This window comes from Streptomyces enissocaesilis, assembly GCF_039533765.1.
GTDB lineage: Bacteria > Actinomycetota > Actinomycetes > Streptomycetales > Streptomycetaceae > Streptomyces > Streptomyces enissocaesilis.
In genome coordinates this window covers 49394-68029 of the sequence record NZ_BAAAUD010000005.1, presented here as the reverse complement: position 1 = coordinate 68029, position 18636 = coordinate 49394, and the positions used below count along the sequence as shown (strand labels likewise).

Annotated in this window: 16 protein-coding genes; 12 read left to right on the top strand and 4 right to left on the bottom strand. The window is 73.1% G+C overall.

All coding sequences use genetic code 11. The features are described 5' to 3' along the window. The first annotated feature begins 298 nt into the window (after nucleotides 1-298). The 8 genes from ABD374_RS01125 to ABD374_RS01090 all read left to right on the top strand — a co-directional run bounded on the left by ABD374_RS01125 (nucleotide 299) and on the right by ABD374_RS01090 (nucleotide 8207). Complete coding sequence (locus ABD374_RS01125; protein WP_344489111.1) at nucleotides 299-712, top strand: DUF3151 domain-containing protein; 414 nt, start codon at nucleotides 299-301, stop codon at nucleotides 710-712. 188 nt (nucleotides 713-900) lie between these two features. Then, on the top strand, nucleotides 901-1743 hold the full coding sequence (locus ABD374_RS01120; RefSeq protein ID WP_344489108.1) for a tryptophan 2,3-dioxygenase family protein: 843 nt from the start codon (nucleotides 901-903) through the stop codon (nucleotides 1741-1743). Beyond that, nucleotides 1736-3004, top strand: a complete 1269-nt coding sequence (kynU, locus tag ABD374_RS01115; RefSeq protein WP_344489105.1) for a kynureninase — start codon at nucleotides 1736-1738, stop codon at nucleotides 3002-3004. Before ABD374_RS01120 ends, kynU begins: the two co-directional genes overlap by 8 nt. A 62-nt stretch (nucleotides 3005-3066) precedes the next feature. Further along, nucleotides 3067-3939: an alpha/beta hydrolase gene (locus ABD374_RS01110; RefSeq protein WP_344489102.1), complete on the top strand. Its 873-nt coding sequence runs from the start codon at nucleotides 3067-3069 to the stop codon at nucleotides 3937-3939. A 126-nt stretch (nucleotides 3940-4065) separates the two neighbouring features. Next, the gene (locus ABD374_RS01105) at nucleotides 4066-4893 is read left to right on the top strand and encodes an NAD(P)H-binding protein (protein ID WP_344489099.1); all 828 of its coding nucleotides are present in this window, start codon (nucleotides 4066-4068) and stop codon (nucleotides 4891-4893) included. A 130-nt stretch (nucleotides 4894-5023) separates the two neighbouring features. Beyond that, a complete protein-coding gene (locus ABD374_RS01100) occupies nucleotides 5024-6310 on the top strand; it encodes a sensor histidine kinase (RefSeq protein ID WP_425577099.1) in 1287 nt (428 codons plus the stop codon). Continuing rightward, nucleotides 6307-6975, top strand: a complete 669-nt coding sequence (locus ABD374_RS01095; protein ID WP_344489093.1) for a response regulator — start codon at nucleotides 6307-6309, stop codon at nucleotides 6973-6975. The genes ABD374_RS01100 and ABD374_RS01095 overlap by 4 nt, the downstream gene beginning before the upstream one ends. A 20-nt stretch (nucleotides 6976-6995) precedes the next feature. Continuing rightward, the gene (locus ABD374_RS01090; protein WP_344489090.1) at nucleotides 6996-8207 is read left to right on the top strand and encodes a cytochrome P450; all 1212 of its coding nucleotides are present in this window, start codon (nucleotides 6996-6998) and stop codon (nucleotides 8205-8207) included. Nucleotides 8208-8349: 142 nt separating this feature from the next. Here the strand turns inward: ABD374_RS01090 and ABD374_RS01085 are convergent, their stop codons facing one another. Further along, nucleotides 8350-9165 carry a diacylglycerol kinase family protein gene (locus tag ABD374_RS01085; protein ID WP_344489087.1) on the bottom strand — a complete coding sequence of 272 codons (816 nt, stop codon included), beginning with the start codon at nucleotides 9163-9165 and terminating at the stop codon, nucleotides 8350-8352. A gap of 165 nt (nucleotides 9166-9330) precedes the next feature. Here ABD374_RS01085 and ABD374_RS01080 point away from each other — a divergent pair, with 165 nt between their 5' ends. Then, complete coding sequence (locus ABD374_RS01080; RefSeq protein ID WP_344489084.1) at nucleotides 9331-10614, top strand: adenylosuccinate synthase; 1284 nt, start codon at nucleotides 9331-9333, stop codon at nucleotides 10612-10614. 104 nt (nucleotides 10615-10718) lie between these two features. Here ABD374_RS01080 and ABD374_RS01075 read toward each other — a convergent pair whose 3' ends face one another. The 3 genes from ABD374_RS01075 to ABD374_RS01065 form a co-directional block, all read right to left on the bottom strand. Beyond that, on the bottom strand, nucleotides 10719-12566 hold the full coding sequence (locus ABD374_RS01075) for a serine/threonine-protein kinase (protein ID WP_344489081.1): 1848 nt from the start codon (nucleotides 12564-12566) through the stop codon (nucleotides 10719-10721). Between the two features lie 81 nt (nucleotides 12567-12647). Further along, nucleotides 12648-13133: a MarR family winged helix-turn-helix transcriptional regulator gene (locus ABD374_RS01070; protein ID WP_344489078.1), complete on the bottom strand. Its 486-nt coding sequence runs from the start codon at nucleotides 13131-13133 to the stop codon at nucleotides 12648-12650. Then, nucleotides 13130-13753: a DJ-1/PfpI family protein gene (locus tag ABD374_RS01065; protein ID WP_344489074.1), complete on the bottom strand. Its 624-nt coding sequence runs from the start codon at nucleotides 13751-13753 to the stop codon at nucleotides 13130-13132. Before ABD374_RS01065 ends, ABD374_RS01070 begins: the two co-directional genes overlap by 4 nt. Before the next feature lie 160 nt (nucleotides 13754-13913). On the opposite strand from ABD374_RS01065, the gene ABD374_RS01060 reads away from it, so the two are divergent. The 3 genes from ABD374_RS01060 to ABD374_RS01050 all read left to right on the top strand — a co-directional run bounded on the left by ABD374_RS01060 (nucleotide 13914) and on the right by ABD374_RS01050 (nucleotide 18583). Then, complete coding sequence (locus tag ABD374_RS01060; protein ID WP_344489071.1) at nucleotides 13914-15272, top strand: aspartate aminotransferase family protein; 1359 nt, start codon at nucleotides 13914-13916, stop codon at nucleotides 15270-15272. Between the two features lie 132 nt (nucleotides 15273-15404). After that, nucleotides 15405-16148, top strand: a complete 744-nt coding sequence (locus tag ABD374_RS01055) for a GntR family transcriptional regulator (protein ID WP_344489067.1) — start codon at nucleotides 15405-15407, stop codon at nucleotides 16146-16148. Further along, a complete protein-coding gene (locus ABD374_RS01050; RefSeq protein WP_344489065.1) occupies nucleotides 16145-18583 on the top strand; it encodes a glycosyltransferase in 2439 nt (812 codons plus the stop codon). Before ABD374_RS01055 ends, ABD374_RS01050 begins: the two co-directional genes overlap by 4 nt. Nucleotides 18584-18636: the final 53 nt, after the last annotated feature.

The window sequence follows — 18636 nt, the reverse complement described above, 5'->3', positions numbered from 1 at the left end:
TTAGCGACCCTGGGCAAGGACGTAATCCGCGCGTGACATCGCCGGACCTGGCTTGCCCCTTGGCGTGTGTTCAGGTGGACCACAGGGTGTCTAGGGGGCCAGGGCGGAGCGGGCGTCGATGAGCCGGGTACGGGCGAGGCTTCGCAGGCAGCGGTGTGCCGCAGTGTCGGAATGGTGCGGGAGTGTGGGCATTGGAGCGCAGGGAACCCTGCGGGGTGACGGCACCGCCGCTGGAGGGGAACAAGCCCCGCGCCCCCGGCGGCAACGACCGCGCCGCGCGCCAGGCAGACTGGGGCCCATGGCCATTCACCAAGACCTGCTCGGGGGACCGCCCCCGACCCACCTGCCCGACGACCCGGAACCGCGCGAGCTGCTCGCGAACGGCACGGCGCCGTCCGACGTCGCCGCGAAGTACCCCGTGTCCTCGCTCGCCTGGGCGCAGCTCGCAGACGGGGCGTTCGAGAACGGCCGGGTCGTCGAGTCGTACGCCTACGCCCGCACCGGCTACCACCGCGGCCTCGACGCGCTGCGCCGCGCCGGCTGGAAGGGCCACGGCCCCGTGCCGTGGGACCACGAGCCGAACCGCGGCTTCCTGCGCGCGCTGCACGCGCTCGCCCGCGCCGCGCAGTCGATCGGTGAGCAGGAGGAGTACGAGCGCTGCTCGACGTTCCTGCGGGACTCGTCCCCGGCGGCGGCCGACACCCTCGGCTGACCCCTGGGCCGACGCCCCCGGCCGGCCTCTCGGCCGGCCGGGGGCGACAGCCGTGGCGGCCCGTGCCGCCGGGCGCGGGCCTCCCGTGTTCCGCGGACACGTCTTATGATGCCGGGAAGGGACCGGGGCTCCGTAGCCACAAGGAAGGGGCGGACCGCTACCTGGAAGTTCGTGTCGAGGAGACAGCGATGTCGCAAAACCCCGATGCCCAGGCGGCAGGTTCGGACACCCCGAACCTCGATTTCGCGGGCACCACCCCCTACGAGGACTACGTGCAGGCGGATGTCCTCACCCACCTCCAGCACCCCCTCTCCGACGACCCCGGAGAGATGGTCTTCCTGGTGACGACCCAGGTCATGGAGTTGTGGTTCACCGTCATCGTCCACGAGTGGGAAACCGCTGCGAAGGCGCTCGGACAGGACGACCTGCGGGTCGCGACGGACGCGCTCAAGCGTTCCCTGCGCCAACTGGAGGCCCTCAACGCCTCCTGGCGGCCGCTCGCCCACCTCACCCCCGCGCAGTTCAACTCGTACCGCAGCGCGCTCGGCGAGGGCTCCGGATTCCAGTCCGCGATGTACCGCCGGATGGAGTTCCTGCTCGGCGACAAGTCCGCCTCGATGCTCGTCCCGCACCGCGGCGCCCCGCGCGTGCACGCCGAGCTGGAGAAGGCGCTGCACGAGCCGAGCCTGTACGACGAGACGCTGCGGCTGCTCGCCCGGCGCGGTCTGCCGGTGCCGGACTCCGTGCTGAACCGCGACCTGTCGCAGAAGTACGAGCCCTCGCCCGAGGTCGAAGCGGTCTGGACCGAGCTCTACCAGGGCGACCAGAACGCCGAACTGGTGCGCCTGGGCGAGTTGCTGACCGATGTCGGCGAGCTGGTCTGGCGCTGGCGCAACGACCACCTCGTCGCGACCCGGCGCGCCATGGGCTCCAAGGTCGGCACCGGCGGCTCCGCCGGTGTGGCCTGGCTGGAGAAGCGCGCCACGAAGAACGTCTTCCCCGAGCTCTGGACGGCCCGCAGCCATGTCTGATTCCCCCGGTTTCCCGGACTCCCCGGACCTCCAGGAGCGGGCCGCCGCGCTCGACTCCGCCGACGGCCTTGCCAAGCACCGCGAGCTGTTCGCGCTCGACGACGAGGGCGTCTACCTGGACGGCAACTCGCTGGGCGCGCTGCCGCGCCACGTGCCGGGGCGGATGGCCGACGTCATCACCCGTCAGTGGGGCGAGATGCGCATCCGCTCCTGGGACGAGAGCGGCTGGTGGACCGCGCCCGAGCGGATCGGCGACCGGATAGCCCCGCTCGTGGGCGCGGCCGCGGGCCAGGTCGTGGCCGGCGACTCCACGAGCGTCAACGTCTTCAAGGCGGTGGTGGGCGCGGTCCGGCTGGCGCCGGAGTCCAGGGACGAGGTCCTCGTCGACGCCTCGACCTTCCCCACGGACGGCTACATCGCCGAGTCCGCGGCCCGGATGACGGGCCGCCGGGTCGTCCCCGTCGCCCCCGCGGACCTCGCGGCCGCACTCGGCCCGCGCACCGCCGTGGCCCTCGTCAACCACGTCGACTACCGCACGGGCCGCCTCCAGGACCTGCCGGGACTCACCGCCGCCGCCCACGCGGCCGGCGCCCTGACGGTCTGGGACCTGTGCCACAGCGCGGGCGCGCTGCCGGTCGGGCTCGACGCGCACGGCGTCGACTTCGCGGTCGGCTGCACGTACAAGTACCTCAACGGCGGTCCCGGCGCCCCCGCCTACCTGTACGTCGCCGCACGCCACCAGGCCGCCTTCGACTCCCCGCTGCCGGGCTGGCACTCGCACGTCGACCCCTTCGGCATGACGCCCGGCTACGCCCCGGCGGACGGTGCGGCGCGGGGCCGGGTCGGTACCCCCGACATCCTGTCGATGCTGGCGCTGGAGGCCGCGCTCGACGTGTGGGAGGGCGTCGCCGTCGAGGACGTGCGCGAGAAGTCACTCGCTCTGACGGACTTCTTCCTGGAGTGCGTGGACCGGTACGTGCCCGAGGGGCTGGTCACTTCGGTGACCCCCGTCCCGCACCACGAGCGCGGCAGCCAGGTCTCGCTGCGGTGCGAGGGCGGCGCGGAGGGCGCCGACGCGGGCGAGGTCATGCGGGAGCTCGTCGCACGGGGCGTGGTGGGCGACTTCCGCCGCCCCGACGTGCTGCGCTTCGGCTTCACCCCGCTGTACGTCGGCTTCGCGGACGCGGAGCGGGCGGCACGGGTGCTGGGCCGGGTCCTGCGTCGCACCACGGGCGCAGACCTGGGAGAAGCGCAGGCCTGAGGGCTGGTAGCGTCCCGACACCTGGATCAATGGGCTGTACGCACCGAAGGGTTGGTCCCCGCATGCCGGACCCCTCAGCCGAACGGGACGCTGTCGAGGCGGAATCGGCTTTCTCCCACCCGGCGGTCGCGCCCGACGCGACCGCCGCGTACGGCGAACACCCCGATCAGGTGGTCGACTTCTACGCGCCGCGCGACGGCCGGGAGCGGGCCCCGCTGGTCGTCGTCCTGCACGGCGGCGCCTGGCGGGCCCGGTACGACCGGCAGCACATCACGCCGTTCGCGGACTTCCTGGCCCGCCGGGGCTTCGCCGTCGCCAACGTCGAGTACCGCCGGGGCAGGGAACTGCCCCGGCAGCACGGGGAGGGCCCGGTGGCGGGGCGCTGGCCGGAGACGTTCGACGACGTGGCCGCGGCGCTGGACCTGCTGCCCGGTCTCGTACGGGAGGCCCTGCCCGGCGCCGACCTCCGGCGCACCGTCCTCACGGGCCACTCGGCCGGCGGCCACCTCGCGCTGTGGGCGGCCGCCCGGCACGTACTGCCCCCCGACGCGCCGTGGCACCTGCCGGCGGCGCCCGCGCTGCGCGGCGTCGTCGCGCTCGCGCCGATCGCGGACCTCGGGGCCGCGCACGAACTGGACGTGTGCGCGGGGGCGGCCGTCGAGCTCGTGGGCGGCAAGGAGCACTTCGACGAGCGCAGGCCGTACGCCGATCCGGCCGCGCTGCTGCCGACCGGTATCGCCACGGTCCTGGTGCAGGGCCGCACCGACGTCGTGGTGCCGCAGGCGGTCGCCGAGACCTACACCGACGCGGCGGCGAAGGCGGGCGAGCCGGTCTGGCTGACCCTGCTGGAGGACGTCGGGCACTTCCCGCTGATCGACCCGGCGGCGGACGCGTGCGCGGTGGTCGCGGAGGAGATCGAGCAGCTCGCGTACTGAGCACCGGTCGCTGAACACCGGTCGGTGAGCACCGTCGGTGAGCGCCGGTCGCGTCGTTCTTTGCGGACCGGACCTGTCCGCGAGGGTTCCTACGGTGGCGGGACAAGCCGAGCCAAGGAGCCTGCAATGACGTTTCTCGTGACCGGAGCGACCGGGACCGTGGGCCGCCAGGTGGTCGCCGAACTGCTCCGCAGGGGCGAGCGGGTACGGGCGCTGACCCGTGACCCGGCGAAGGCGGACCTCCCGGCCGGGGTCGAGACCGTACGCGGAGACCTGACCGACCCCCGGACGCTGGTCCCCGCGCTGGAGGGCGTCACGGGCCTGCACCTGATCACGTTCGGGGGAGCGTACTTCGCGCCGCTGACCACGGGGGGCGAGATCGTCGCGCTGGCGGCGAAGGCGGGCGTGCGGCGCGTCACGGTCCTCGACGGGGGCGGCCCGACCCCGCTCCAGCACGCGGTGGAGGCCGGGGACGTGGACTGGACCCTGGTCATGCCGGTCGAGTTCATGGCCAACGCGCTGGAGTGGGCGGAGGGGATCCGCGCGGGGGACGAGGTGGCGGAGCCCTTCGTCGACCGGGTCAGCGCGATGGTCCACGAGGCCGACATCGGCGCGGTCGCGGCGGTGGCGCTCACCGAGGACGGGCACGCGGGGCGCACGTACCTGATCACCGGACCCGAGACGCTGACCGTCCGCGACAAGGTGCGGACCCTGGCGGCGGCGCGCGGCCGGGAGATCGGCCTGACCGAGCTGAGCGCGGCGCAGGCGGCCGAGCGGTGGCGGCAGGCGGGTACGGACCCGGAGGCCGTCGCCTTCCTGCTGGACGTGTACGGGAACACCCCGCCGGAGGGCCGCACCGTCGTCGACACGGTCGAACGGGTCACCGGGCGCCCGGCGCGCACCTTCGCGCAGTGGGCGGCGGAGCACGCGGACGCCTTCCGGGCGCGTGGCTGAGGGAGGGCGCGTAGTACCTGGGACGGACGCGGGAGGATCCCCACGGGGGCGGACGACCGCGCCCGTCCGGGCGCCTACGGTTTCGTACGTGACCGAAACCGAGAACCGCAGCCCCGAGCTCCGCCTGGCGATGGGGGCGCTGAGTGGCCTGCGCGAAGACCTGATCGAGGGGATGCTGGCCTACCGTCCCCTGCCGCGGGTGCGCATGGACCGTCCTCTCGCCCGCAAGCTGCCGGCCCGGGTGAGGGAGTACGGGCAGTGGACGCCGCACGCGGTGGTGCTGGGCCTGGCCCTGCTGACCGTTCTGTCGGCGACCACGGTCGGGGCGAGCGACCGCTTCTCCGGGGCCGGGATGCTGCTGATAGGCGCCGTGTCGGCCGTGCCCGTGGTGTTGACCCTGTTCCGCCCGGTCCTGGCGTGGTGGCTGTCGCTCGCGGCCACGCTGGTGTCGGCCGGCCTGGCGAGCGGCGGCTACGACGTCACGTTCCCGTGGACCGAGAGCGCTTTCGTCGGACACCTCGTCGTGCTGGTCGTGGTGGCGGCCAGGACCCGGCCGCGCACGGCGGCCTGGATGTGGACCCTGACGCTGGTCTTCGGGCTCATGATGTCGGCCAACAGCTACGGGCACTCCGACGACACCGGGGCGATGGCCTTCGTCTCCCTCCTGGCGCTGCTCGTCGTCACCGTGCTGCACGTCCGCCGGGAGGCGAAGGAGGAGGTCACCGTCCAGAAGACCGTCACCGCCGTGGAACGCGACCGGCGCACCCTGCTGGAGGAGCGGACGACGATCGCCCGCGAACTGCACGACGTCGTCGCGCACCACATGTCGGTGGTCGCGATCCAGGCGGAGGCCGCCCCGTACCGGGTCGAGAACCCGCCGCCCGAGCTGGAGCAGGCCTTCGTGACGATCCGCGAGAACGCGGTGGCGGCGCTGACCGAGCTGCGGCGCGTGCTCGGCGTCGTACGGGCGGAGGACTACGAGGCGCCGGACGCCCCGCAGCCGACGCTGGCCGAGCTCGACGGGCTGCTCGCCAACGTCCGGGACGCGGGCCTGACGGTGGACGAGACGGTGACGGGCGCGGTGCGCGAACTGCCGCCGGGCGTCGAGCTCTCGGCGTACCGGATCATCCAGGAGGCGCTGAGCAACGCCCTGCGCCACGCGCCGGGGGCGACGGCGAAGGTGGAGGTGTCGTACGTGCTGGGGGGCCTGGGGCTGCGGATCGTGAACACACCGCCGCGGGGGCCGGTCAAGCCGTCGCCCGGGGCCGGGCACGGGATCACGGGGATGCGGGAGCGGGTGGCGATGCTGAACGGGGAGATGACGGCGCGGGGGACGGGGGACGGCGGCTACGAGGTCGCGGTCTTCGTGCCGGTGGCCCCGGCCCCGGCCGAGGCCGCTCCGGAGCCGGCCGCATGACCGCCCGCGACATCCGCGTACTGATCGTCGACGACCAGATCATGGTCCGCGAGGGCTTCACGGTGCTGCTGAACGCGATGCCGGGGATCGAGGTCGTCGGCGAGGCGGTGAACGGCCGCGAGGCGATCGCGCAGGTCGCCGCGTTGCGGCCGGACGTCGTCCTGATGGACATCCGCATGCCGGAGCTGAACGGCATCGACGCGACGCGCGAGATCGTCGCCGCCGACGCGGACGCGAAGGTGCTGGTCCTGACGACGTTCGACCTGGACGAGTACGTCTACCAGGCGCTGCGGGCCGGCGCGTCCGGTTTCCTCCTCAAGGACGCCTCGGCGCGCCAGCTGGCCGAGGGGGTGCGGGTGGTGGCGGCCGGGGAGGCGCTGCTGGCCCCGACGGTCACCAAGCGTCTGATCTCGGAGTTCTCGAAGCTGGCGGAGGCCCCGCGCCCGCCCGCGCTCGCCCAGTTCGGCGAGCTGACGGAACGCGAGACGGAGGTCCTGGTCCTGATCGCCCAGGGCCTGTCGAACGCGGAGATCGCGTCGCACCTGGTGGTCGCCGAGTCCACGATCAAGACGCACGTGAGCCGCGTCCTGGTGAAGCTGGGCCTGCGGGACCGCACCCAGGCGGCGGTGTTCGCGTACGAGGCGCGGCTGGTGACACCGGGGTAGCGGGCGGCTAGCGTCGGTCCATGGCAGAGACGTTCGATCCCTCGTCGCCCTCCTTCGTCGCCGACCCCTACCCCGCCTACGCCGAGCTGCGCGCCCGTGGCCGCGCGCACTGGTACGAGCCGACGCGGCAGTGGCTGGTCCCGCACCACGCCGACGTCTCCGCCCTCCTGCGCGACCGCCGCCTCGGCCGTACGTACCTCCACCGCTTCACGCACGAGGAGTTCGGCCGTACGCCGCCGCCGTCCGGGCACGAGCCGTTCCACGCGCTCAACGACCACGGGCTGCTGGACCTCGAAGCCCCGGACCACACCCGGATCCGGCGCCTGGTCGCCAAGGCGTTCACCCCGCGCACGGTGGAACGGCTGGCGCCCACCGTGCGGCGGCTGGCGGCGGAGCTGGCCGGGGCGTTCGTCGCGGAGGGCGGCGGGGACCTGCTGTCCGCCGTCGCCGAACCGCTGCCGGTCGCCGTCATCGCGGAGATGCTCGGCATCCCGGAGCCGGACCGCTCCCTCCTGCGGCCCTGGTCGGCGGACATCTGCGGGATGTACGAGCTGAACCCGTCGGAGGAGACGGCCCGGCGGGCGGTCCGGGCATCGGTCGAGTTCTCGGCGTACTTGCGGGAGCTGATCGCCGTACGCCGCGAGGACCCGGGCCCCGACCTCGTCTCGGCGCTGATCGCCGCGCACGACGACGAGGACGGCGGCCGGCTCGGCGAGCAGGAGATGGTCTCGACGTGCGCGCTGCTGCTGAACGCGGGGCACGAGGCGACGGTGAACACGACGGCCAACGGCTGGTGGACGCTGCTGCGCCATCCGGAGCGGTTGGCCGCGCTGCGCGCGGACCACGGGCTGCTCCCCACCGCCGTGGAGGAACTGATGCGGTACGACACGCCGTTGCAGCTCTTCGAACGGTGGGTGCTGGACGACATCGAGGTCGGTGGGACGGTGATTCCGCGTGGCGCGGAGGTGGCGCTGCTCTTCGGCTCGGCGAACCGGGACCCGGCGGCCTTCGACCGCCCCGAAGCCCTGGACCTGTCCCGCGCCTGCAATCCGCACGTCTCGTTCGGCGCGGGCATCCACTACTGCCTGGGCGCCCCGCTGGCCCGGCTCGAACTGGCCGCATCGTTCGGGGAGCTGCTGCGCCGCGCTCCCGCGATGCGGCTCGTGGCGGAGCCGGAGTGGAAGCCGGGGTACGTCATCCGGGGGTTGCGGGAGCTGCGCGTCGAGTTCTGACCCCTTGCGGCGATCGGGGAGCGGGGGGTCGGGGGAACGGGGGGAGCCGGTGAGGTCGGCAGGTCGCGGCGGCGCGGACCCGCGAGCCCCGCCCCCGCCAGCGCTGTCGCCAGCGCCACCGCCGCCCGGGCCTGCACCGCCGTCAGGCCGGCAGCAGCAGCGCCCACGCCCCCGGCCGCACCGTCCAAGTCCGCCGCCGGACCGGGCCCGACACCAGCGCGTCGGCCCGGTAGCGGAAGTCCGGCCCCGACACCGTCACCGCGAGCGCCTCCACCCGCACCTGCTCCCCGCCCTGCGGGCGGATCACCACCTCGGCGCGGCCGCCGCGCGAGCACAGCGAGACGTCCTCGACCGGCCGGTCCAGGTCGTTCAGCAGGACCCCGTCCGCCTCGACGCGCAGCCGGTACGTACGGGCGAGGGGCGGCGCGGGCCGTGGCGCGGGCCGCGCCAGCGTGCGTACCAGCGAACGGCACACCCCCCAGACGGACACGGCGGAGGCGACGGGCGACGGCGCGGCCGGGATCCGCAGATCGCCCAGCACCACCCCGTCGCTGTCGTCCACCAGCAGATCCAGCCGGCGCACCGCCCCTTCCAGGACCGCACGGGCCGCCGCCACCGCCCCCTTCGGCACCCCCAGCGCATGTGCGAGGTCCACCGAGGTCCCCACGGGGACGAGTGCGAGCGCGCCGTCGCCGAGGTCCCTCTCCCGGTGCAGCAGCGCCACCGCGCGCAGCAGCGCCCGGTCGTCGCCGACGACCACGGGGCGGCGGCCGCCCCGCCGCGCCAGGGCCCGCGCGAACTCCTCCGGCCCCTCGGGAAGGCAGATCCTGACGTCGGCGCCGGCGCACAGGACGTCCTTCGCGATACGCACGGACTCGCCGTCCGTACGCCGGGCGACCGGGTCGATGACCACCAGCAGCGGATGCGCGATGCGCGCGGTGGGCTCCGGAGCCGACACCTCGGTCCTTCCTCGGGTAGCATCTTTGTGCAAGAGCCCCTTGCGCTATTGCGCCAGGGGCTTCGTCTATTCCGGGGCAACCGGTCCGACGGCTCAGTATCGGGTGTACACCGTACGTACGCCCCCTGACCTTGGACATGCCCCGCCCGGAAGGGGTGTACGCCTGTGCCCGCACTTGTGCTGCTCGGTGCTCAGTGGGGTGACGAAGGCAAGGGAAAGGCCACCGACCTGCTCGGTGGATCCGTTGATTATGTAGTGCGCTATCAGGGCGGCAACAACGCCGGCCACACGGTCGTCGTCGGCGACCAGAAGTATGCGCTGCATCTCCTCCCTTCCGGAATCCTCTCGCCTGAGTGCACGCCGGTCATCGGTAACGGCGTCGTCATCGACCCGTCGGTCCTGCTCTCCGAGCTGAGCGGTCTGAACGAGCGAGGCGTCGACACGTCCAAGCTCCTGATCAGCGGCAACGCCCACGTCATCACGACGTACAACGTCACGGTCGACAAGGTGACGGAACGCTTCCTCGGCAAGCGCAAGATCGGCACCACGGGCCGCGGCATCGGCCCGACGTACGCGGACAAGATCAACCGCACCGGCATCCGCGTGCAGGACCTCTACGACGAGTCGATCCTCACCCAGAAGGTCGAGGCGGCTCTGGAGATCAAGAACCAGCTGCTCACGAAGCTGTACAACCGCCGTGCGATCGAGGCCGGGCAGATCGTCGAAGAGCTGCTGGCGCACGGCGAGAACATCAAGCAGTACGTCGCCGACACGACGCTCATCCTCAACAACGCGCTCGACGAGGACAAGGTCGTCCTCTTCGAGGGCGGCCAGGGCACGCTGCTCGACGTCGACCACGGCACGTACCCCTTCGTGACGTCGTCGAACCCGACCGCGGGCGGCGCCTGCACGGGCACCGGCGTGGGGCCGACGAAGATCAGCCGCGTCATCGGCATCCTCAAGGCGTACACCACGCGCGTCGGTGCCGGTCCGTTCCCGACGGAGCTGTTCGACGAGGACGGCGAGGCGCTGCGCCGCATCGGTGGCGAGCGCGGTGTCACCACCGGCCGCGACCGGCGCTGCGGCTGGTTCGACGCCCCGATCGCGCGGTACGCGACGCGGGTCAACGGTCTGACGGACTTCTTCCTCACGAAGCTGGACGTGCTGACCGGCTGGGAGCAGATCCCGGTGTGCGTGGCGTACGAGATCGACGGCAAGCGCGTCGAGGAGCTCCCGTACAGCCAGACCGACTTCCACCACGCGAAGCCGATCTACGAGAACTTCCCCGGCTGGTCCGAGGACATCTCGAAGGCGAAGACCTTCGACGAGCTTCCGAAGAACGCGAAGGCGTACGTGAAGGCTCTGGAGGAGATGTCGGGCGCGCCGATCTCGGCGATCGGCGTCGGTCCCGGCCGCACCGAGACGATCGAGATCAACTCGTTCATCTGACCCGACGCAACGAGCGGTACGACGCGGGGCCCCGGCGTGAGAACACGCCGGGGCCCCGCGCCGTGTCCGGGCCCCGCGCCGTGTCCGGGCGGTGCGGGGCTTCGTCAGTCTGATCTCGTGTACGTGAGGGACTCGCCGCCGGCGGTGTTCACCCGGCGGAGCCGGCCGTCGGAGAGCAGCGTCACCTCGGTCGCGGCGCCCGGTGTGCAGGAGCTCATCGGCTCGCCGGTGGTGACGCGGGACGGGCCGATCCGCAGGGGCGAGCCGTCGCCCGGGTCGGCGGCCAGGTCCGCCTCGAAGACGCAGTGGTAGGTGCCGCCGCCCTCGGCCGGGCCGTCCGCGGTGAGGGAGAGGACGGGGTCGCCCGCCTTTCCCTGCCGGATGACGAGGCGCCGTGTGTTGTGCCCCGCTTCGTTGTCGAGGCCGCTGATCCAGGTGCCGAGGTATCCGGCGGGTATGGAGCCGTCCTGGGCGGAGGGCGAGGGGGAGGGGGAGGAAGTGGGCGAGGGGGCGGGTGTCTTTTCGCTTTGGGCGGACGGGCTGGGGTTTTCGGTGCGGGTGTCCTGGTGGGAGGTGTGCTGTTCTTCGCTGCCCGGGTTCATGAAGGCGTACACGGAACCGCCCGCGCCGAGCGCGACGACCAGCGCCACGGCGATCAGCGCGGCGGTCGCACGCCCGCTGCGGGGCGGTGGTTCGGGGGGCGGCGGCTGGTAGGCGTACTGCGGCGCGGGGTAGCCGTAGCCGCCGGGCGGGGTGGGGTGCGGCGGCGGGGGTGCGGGGTGCGGCGGGGGTTGCGGCGGCGTGTGGTGCGGCTGGGGCTGGGCGTACGGGGTGGGCGGCGTCGCCACGGTCGGCATCGCGTGCGGGGCGGGGACTCCGGGACCGGTGCCGTGCCGGGGCGTCTGCTCGGGCGCCGGACGTCCGGGGTGGCGGTCCGTCCGGGGTGGCTGCGTGCGACGCCCTGCGGGGAGCGCCCCGGCACGTCCCCTCCCGGCACCGTGGTCCGCGAGGCCGGGGACTCCGGGTGGTCCCGGATCGGCCGGGTCCTCGACGTCCAGGAGTTGTGCGGCGTGGCGGCCGAGGTGGGCCACCAGGGCTGCCGGGAGCCAGGGCTCGTTGCCGCTGCCGCCCCGGGTGCGCTCCAGGATGTCGGTGAGGGCGGGGCGTGCGGTGGGGTCTTTGTGCAGGCAGGCCCGGACGAGGTCCTGGAGGCCCTCCGGGACCTGGTCCAGCGCCGGCGGTTCGGTCGCGATGCGGTACATCAGCGCGTGGACGCCGCTGTCGGCCGTGCCGAACGGGAGGCGGCCCGTCGCCGCGTACGCCAGGACCGAACCCAGGCAGAAGATGTCGCACGCCGGGGTGATCGGCTCGCCGCGGACCTGCTCCGGGGCCATGAACCCGGGGGAGCCGACCAGGGCGCCGACTCTGGTCAGGGCGAGGGTGGTCGTGGTCGTCTCCAGGGCGCGCGCGATGCCGAAGTCGATGACGCGGGGGCCGTCGATGGTGATGAGGATGTTGGAGGGTTTGAGGTCGCGGTGGATGAGGCCGGCCGCGTGGATGTCCCGGAGCGCGTGCGCGAGGCCCGCCCCCAGGATGTGGACCGACCGCTCCGGCAGCGGGCCGTGGCCGGCGGTGTCCCCGGAAACGACCGTCTGGAGGTCCGGCCCCGCGACGTACCCCGTGGCGACCCACGGGATCGCCGCCTCCGTGTCGGCGTCGAGAACCGGCGCCGTCCACTGCCCCCCGACCCGTCTCGCCGCCGCCACCTCCTGGCGGAAGCGGGCGCGGAACTCCTCCTGCTCGGCGAGTTCCCGACGTACCAGCTTGACCGCGACCGTACGGCCGCGGTCGGAGCGGGCCAGGTAGACCTGCCCCATCCCGCCCGCGCCCAGGCGTGCCAACAGCCGGTAGGCGCCGATCCGTTGCGGGTCTTTCGGACCCAGCTTCTCCATGACGGCGTCACCCCTCCCCCGAAACGTCCCCCAACGAACCGAGGATAGTGCGCCGGTACGACAACGGCGGGTTCCGGGCGCCTACGGTTCCGGGACGCGCGCAGGCTCCGCGACCGCTTCCAGCGCCTCGGAGAGCCGCTCCAGCACCCGCACCGCCTCGGCGAACCCCTCCTCGCCCAGCTCCGCGCCGAGCCGCGCCGCGAGCGCCGCGTGCCCCGGCTCGATCTTCCGTACGGCGTCCCGGCCGGCCGGGGTGGGCCGCAGCAGCTTGGCCCGGCGGTGGGCGGGGTTGGGGGCGTACTCCGCGAGGCCCTTCGTCACGAGGAGGTCGGCGACGCGCTGCACGCTCTGACGGGTGATCCCCATGGCGCGGGCGATCCCGGCGACGGGCAGCGGCTCGTGGAGGACGGCGCCGACGACCTGCCACCAGGCGGCGGTCAGTCCGGCCGGGCGGGCCAGGTCCTCGGAGACGGCGAGGAACTGGCCGTTCAGACGGAAGACGCCGAGCGCGGTGCGGCTCAGCAGCTCCCGCTCCAGTTCCTGCTCCGGGGTGCTTTCGCCGCTCATGACTCCAGCACCTCGAAGGCGGATGCGTCCGAGTCGTGGAACAGCCGGTACCAGGCGTCGAGCTTCTCGCCCTCGTACACCCCGAGGCGGGAGAAGACCTCGCGCGCGAACGCGACCGGTTCGGTCGGTCCCGCGGTGATCAGGAGGCCGTCCTCGGCGGTGACGGCGTCCGCCTCGCGGTAGTGCTCGCCGCCCTTGTAGCCGGTCGCGGCCAGGTAGAAGGAGGCGGCGCCGGTGTGCGCGCGGTCGTCGAGGAGCCCCTCGCGCGCCAGCCCGGCCGTGGCCCCGCAGATCGCGGCGACCGGCACGCCCGCGTCGAGGAACGCGCGCGCCTTGCGGGCGAAGGGGGCGAGGTCGCCGGAGCCCGCCGCGGCAGCGCCTGGTGTCCCGGTCCAGAGGCTCGCGCCGGTGAGGACGAGCAGGGCGCTGTCCTCGGGGCGTACGTCGTCGAGGGTGAGGTCGGGCTGGACGCGCAGACCGCCCATGGTCGTGACGGGACCGGTGGTCGCGGCGACGGTCCGGACGGTGTAGCCGTTCTGCGCGAGGTGGGCGGTGGTGTGGCCCGTCTCCCAGTCGGCGAAGGTGTCGTAAACGGCGAGGTGCACGGTCCTGGCTGTCATGACGGTCTCCCCGGTTCCGAAGTCTTATGACAATAAGCTGTCGAATGGACAGTGTGTTGTCAAGAGTGCCCGAGGGCATCGACACCCTGCTCACCAAAGTGGCGCAGTCCATACAGGGTGGCCATGTCGTGCCCGACCTGGGCGTCTCTACGCTGGCCCCATGACCCCTCATGTCGATTCTCAGGCCGGCGCGGCCGTGAAGGCCGCAGACCGCGCCCACGTGTTCCACTCCTGGTCCGCCCAGGGCCTGATCGATCCGCTCGCCGTCGCCGGCGCCGAGGGTTCGTACTTCTGGGACTACGAAGGCAACCGCTACCTCGACTTCGCCAGCGGCCTCGTCTTCACCAACATCGGCTACCAGCACCCGAAGGTCGTCGCGGCGATCCAGGAGCAGGCCGCGACCCTCTCCACCTTCGCGCCCGCCTTCGCCGTCGAAGCGCGCTCCGAGGCCGCACGCCTCATCGCCGAGCGCACCCCCGGCGACCTCGACAAGATCTTCTTCACCAACGGCGGCGCCGAGGCCGTCGAGAACGCCGTCCGCATGGCCCGTCTGCACACGGGCCGCCACAAGGTGCTGGCCGCCTACCGCTCGTACCACGGCGGTACGACCACCGCGATCAACCTGACCGGCGACCCGCGCCGCTGGGCCTCCGACAACGGCACGTCGGGGACGGTGCACTTCTGGGGGCCGTTCCTGTACCGCTCGCCCTTCTACGCCGAGACCGAGGCCCAGGAGTGCGCCCGCGCGCTCCAGCACCTCGAAGACACCATCGCCTTCGAGGGCCCGGCCGCGATCGCCGCGATCGTGCTGGAGACGATCCCGGGCACGGCCGGCATCATGACGCCGCCGCCCGGCTACCTCGCGGGCGTGCGCGAGATCTGCGACCGGTACGGCATCGTCTTCGTCCTCGACGAGGTCATGGCGGGCTTCGGCCGTACGGGCAAGTGGTTCGCCTCCGAGCACTTCGACGTCGTACCGGACCTGATGACCTTCGCGAAGGGCGTCAACTCGGGTTACGTGCCGCTGGGCGGCGTGGCGATCTCCGCCGAGATCGCCGAGACCTTCGACAAGCGCCCCTACCCCGGCGGCCTCACCTACTCCGGCCACCCGCTGGCCTGCGCGGCCGCCGTCGCCACCCTCCGGGTGATGGAGGAGGAGGGCGTCGTCGAGAACGCCGCGCGCATCGGCGAGACGGTGATCGCCCCGGGCCTGCGCGAGCTGGCGGAGCGCCACCCGAGCATCGGCGAGATCCGCGGCACGGGCATGTTCTGGGCCCTCGACCTGGTCAAGGACCGCGAGACCCGCGAACCGCTCGTCCCGTACAACGCGACGGGCGAGGCCAACGCCCCGATGGCGGCGTTCGGCGCGGCCTGCAAGAAGAACGGCCTGTGGCCCTTCATCAACATGAACCGCACGCACGTCGTCCCGCCGTGCAACGTCACCGAGGCGGAGGCGAAGGAGGGCCTGGCGGTCCTGGACACCGCCCTGTCGGCGGCGGACGAGCACACCACCGCCTGACCCGCGCCTCTCCCCGCGGCGCCCCCTTCCCGCGCCTCCCGCCCGCGCGCGAAGGGGGCGCCGCCGCCCCTCCCGCAGGCTCCCGGCGGCACCGCCTAAGGTGTCCGGAGCCGGACGAAGGGGAAAGACGCCATGCCCGCGAGCGGACCTGTGACCCGCAATACCCTGCGGCAGCAGATAGCCGACGCACTGCGTGACGAGGTGCTCGCGGGGCGTTTGCGGCCGGGGCAGGAATTCACCGTCAAGCAGATCGCCGACCAGTACGGGGTCTCCGCGACGCCCGTCAGGGAAGCGCTCGTCGACCTGGCGGCGCAGAGCCTGCTCGACTCCGACCAGCACCGCGGCTTCCGCGTCCGCGAGATCTCGGTGGAGGACTTCCGGGGCATGGTCGAAGCGCGTTCCCTGATCGCCGACGGCGTCTTCCGCAAGCTCGCCGAAAGCGGCCGGAGCGTGACGGGGGCCGGTGTGCTCATGGCCGTGAGACGCCGGGCGGACGAGGCGGCGCGGGCGGCCCGCGCCGGGGACCTGGACATATTCATCGGGTACGACCTGCGCTTCTGGCGCGAGCTCGGTGTCCTCGTCGAGAACCCGCACATCTCCGGGTTCCTGCACCAGTTGCGGCTGCGCTGCTGGGTCTTCTCCGTCCCGCACCTGCGGGGCGACCCGGACCTCGGGGCCCGGATGTGGAACGGCCACTCGGACGTCGTGGACGCGGTGACGCGCGGGGACGTCGAGGCGGTACGGGCGGTCATCGGGGCGTACCACGCGAAGATGCTGGCGTGGGCCGAAAGCCTTGAGAGCGGTCAGCGCGGCGGCAGTGACAGCAGTGGCGAACACGGCCAGAACGGCGAGCGGCTGGAGTGTCCGCGACAGTGAGAGCCGACCTGACGGTCGTCGTCCCCGCGTACAACGAGGAACGGCGCCTGGGCCCCACCCTGGACGCGATCTGCGCCCACCTGCGCGCCGACCCGGGCCGCTGGGGCGGCTGGGAGCTGATCGTCGTCGACGACGGTTCCACGGACGGCACGGCCGACGCGGTACGGGCCGCCGCGGCCCGGGAGCCGCGCATCCTGCTGGTCGAGGCCGACGAGACCGGCAACCGGGGCAAGGGGCACGCCCTGCGGCGCGGCGTCCTCGCCTCGCGCGGAGCCAGGGTGCTCGTGACGGACGCCGACCTGGCCACCCCCATCGAGGAACTCGACCGCCTCGACAAGGAGCTGTCCGAGTACGACGGCGGGCTCGCCGCCGCCATCGGCTCGCGCGCGCACCCCGACTCGTCCATCGACGTGCACCAGCAGCGCGTCCGCGAGTGGCTCGGCAGGATGGGCAACCGGCTCATACGGGCCGTCGCCGTGCCCGGCATACGGGACACCCAGTGCGGCTTCAAGCTCTTCGACGGCGACAAGGCGCGCACCGCCTTCGCCGACGCCCGCCTCGACGGGTGGGGGACGGACGTGGAGATCCTGCAGTTCTTCCGGCGGTCGGGATGGCGGGTCGCCGAGGTACCGGTCCGCTGGGCGCACCAGGAGGGCTCCAAGGTCAGGCCCGCCGACTACGGCAAGGTGCTCCTCGAACTGGTGCGGCTGAAGGCGCGGCGCGTACGGCCCGTCGACCTCGCCGTCACCGCGCTCTTCCTCCTCGCCCCGCTGCTGCTCTACAAGGACCTCTGGGCGGACCTGGACCACCACTACCTCGCCGACTCCGGGCAGGACCAGAACCAGTGGGAGTGGTTCTTCGCCGTCACCGCCGACAACGTCACCCACTTCCGCAACCCGCTCTTCACGACGGTCCAGAACCATCCCGACGGCGTGAACCTCATGGCGAACACCGTCATGCTGGGCCTGTCCGTGCCGCTCGCCCCCGTCACCCTGGCCCTCGGGCCCACCGTGACCTGGGCACTCGTCCTGACCGCCGGCCTGGCCGCGACCGCCGTCGCCTGGTACTGGCTGATCGCGAAGCGGCTCGTGCGCAGCCGCTGGGCGGCCGCCACCGGCGCCGCGCTGTGCGCCTTCGCGCCGCCGATGGTCTCGCACGCCAACGCCCACCCCAACTTCGCGGTGCTCTTCATGATCCCGGTGATCATCGACCGGGCCCTGCGCCTCTGCGACCCGGACGAGCCGCCGAGGGCCGTGCGCGACGGGGCGCTGCTGGGGCTGTTCGCGGCGTACCAGATCTTCCTCGGCGAGGAGCCGCTCCTCCTCGCCGCCATGGGCATGCTGCTCTTCGCGCTCTCGTACGCCCTCGCGCACCGCGACGTGGCGCGTGCGGTGCGGCGCCCGCTGCTCAAGGGGCTCGGGGTGGCGGCCGCGGTCTGCCTGCCGCTGGTCGCCTTCCCGCTGTACTGGCAGTTCTTCGGGCCGCAGAGCTACCACAGCGTGCTGCACGGCGACGACGCCGGCAACAGCCCGCTCGCCTTCCTGGAGTTCTCCGGCCGCGCGCTGCTGGGCGACGAGGCGCGGGCCGATCCGCTCGCCATGAACCGCACCGAGCAGAACGCCTTCTACGGCTGGCCGCTGGCCGGTCTCGCCTCCGCCGTCGCGCTGAGCCTGTGGCGGCTCCCGCTGGTCAAGGCGCTCACCTTCACCGGCCTCGCCGCGGCGCTGCTCTCCCTCGGCCCCAGGTTCCGCGTCCCGCACACCGAGGTGATCCTGCCGGGACCGTGGCGGGCACTCGCCCACCAGCCGCTCTTCGAGTCGGTCATCGAGTCGCGGGTGGCGATGATCTGCGCCCCGGTGCTGGGCGTCCTGGTGGCGCTGGCGGCCGACCGCGTCCGCGCCTTCCCCGGCGGCCTGCCCCGCACCCTCGGCCTGACGGCCCTCGCCCTCGCGCTCGTGCCGATCGTCCCGACGCCGATGCCGGTGCGGGAGCGCCCCGAGGTGCCGGCGTTCATCGCGGACGGCACGTGGAAGTCGTACGTCGCCGAGGGCGAATCGGTGGTCCCCGTACCGCTCCCGGACCCCGGCAACGCGGAGGCGCTGCACTGGCAGTCCGCCACCGCGCCCCACTTCCCGGTCGCCGGCGGCTACTTCAACGGCCCGTGGGGACCGGAGCGCATCGGCATCTACGGCGCGCCCCCGCGCCACACCTCCAACCTCCTGCGCGACATCCGCTACGGCGGCGCGATCCCCGGCATCGGCCCCGACCGGCGGGCCCAGGCACGCGCGGACCTGGAGTTCTGGCGGGCGGGAGTGGTCGTACTCGCACCGCAGGACAACGCCCCGGCGCTGCGCGACGCGGTGACGCGGCTGCTCGGCGAGGAGGCCGAGTACGTGGGAGGGGCCTGGATCTGGGACGTGGGCGGCCGGGAGTGAACAGACTGGGGCGACCTGCGAACTGTGCGCGGCGACCCGGTAGCACTACGCTG

What these genes read in the sequence shown, in the direction of transcription:
- ABD374_RS01125 (WP_344489111.1), top strand. Translation starts at nt 299, where the DNA reads ATGGCCATTCACCAAGACCTGCTCGGGGGACCGCCCCCGACCCACCTG.
- ABD374_RS01120 (WP_344489108.1), top strand. Translation starts at nt 901, where the DNA reads ATGTCGCAAAACCCCGATGCCCAGGCGGCAGGTTCGGACACCCCGAAC.
- kynU (WP_344489105.1), top strand. Translation starts at nt 1,736, where the DNA reads ATGTCTGATTCCCCCGGTTTCCCGGACTCCCCGGACCTCCAGGAGCGG.
- ABD374_RS01110 (WP_344489102.1), top strand. Translation starts at nt 3,067, where the DNA reads ATGCCGGACCCCTCAGCCGAACGGGACGCTGTCGAGGCGGAATCGGCT.
- ABD374_RS01105 (WP_344489099.1), top strand. Translation starts at nt 4,066, where the DNA reads ATGACGTTTCTCGTGACCGGAGCGACCGGGACCGTGGGCCGCCAGGTG.
- ABD374_RS01100 (WP_425577099.1), top strand. Translation starts at nt 5,024, where the DNA reads ATGGGGGCGCTGAGTGGCCTGCGCGAAGACCTGATCGAGGGGATGCTG.
- ABD374_RS01095 (WP_344489093.1), top strand. Translation starts at nt 6,307, where the DNA reads ATGACCGCCCGCGACATCCGCGTACTGATCGTCGACGACCAGATCATG.
- ABD374_RS01090 (WP_344489090.1), top strand. Translation starts at nt 6,996, where the DNA reads ATGGCAGAGACGTTCGATCCCTCGTCGCCCTCCTTCGTCGCCGACCCC.
- ABD374_RS01075 (WP_344489081.1), bottom strand. Translation starts at nt 12,566, where the DNA reads ATGGAGAAGCTGGGTCCGAAAGACCCGCAACGGATCGGCGCCTACCGG.
- ABD374_RS01070 (WP_344489078.1), bottom strand. Translation starts at nt 13,133, where the DNA reads ATGAGCGGCGAAAGCACCCCGGAGCAGGAACTGGAGCGGGAGCTGCTG.
- ABD374_RS01065 (WP_344489074.1), bottom strand. Translation starts at nt 13,753, where the DNA reads ATGACAGCCAGGACCGTGCACCTCGCCGTTTACGACACCTTCGCCGAC.
- ABD374_RS01060 (WP_344489071.1), top strand. Translation starts at nt 13,914, where the DNA reads ATGACCCCTCATGTCGATTCTCAGGCCGGCGCGGCCGTGAAGGCCGCA.
- ABD374_RS01055 (WP_344489067.1), top strand. Translation starts at nt 15,405, where the DNA reads ATGCCCGCGAGCGGACCTGTGACCCGCAATACCCTGCGGCAGCAGATA.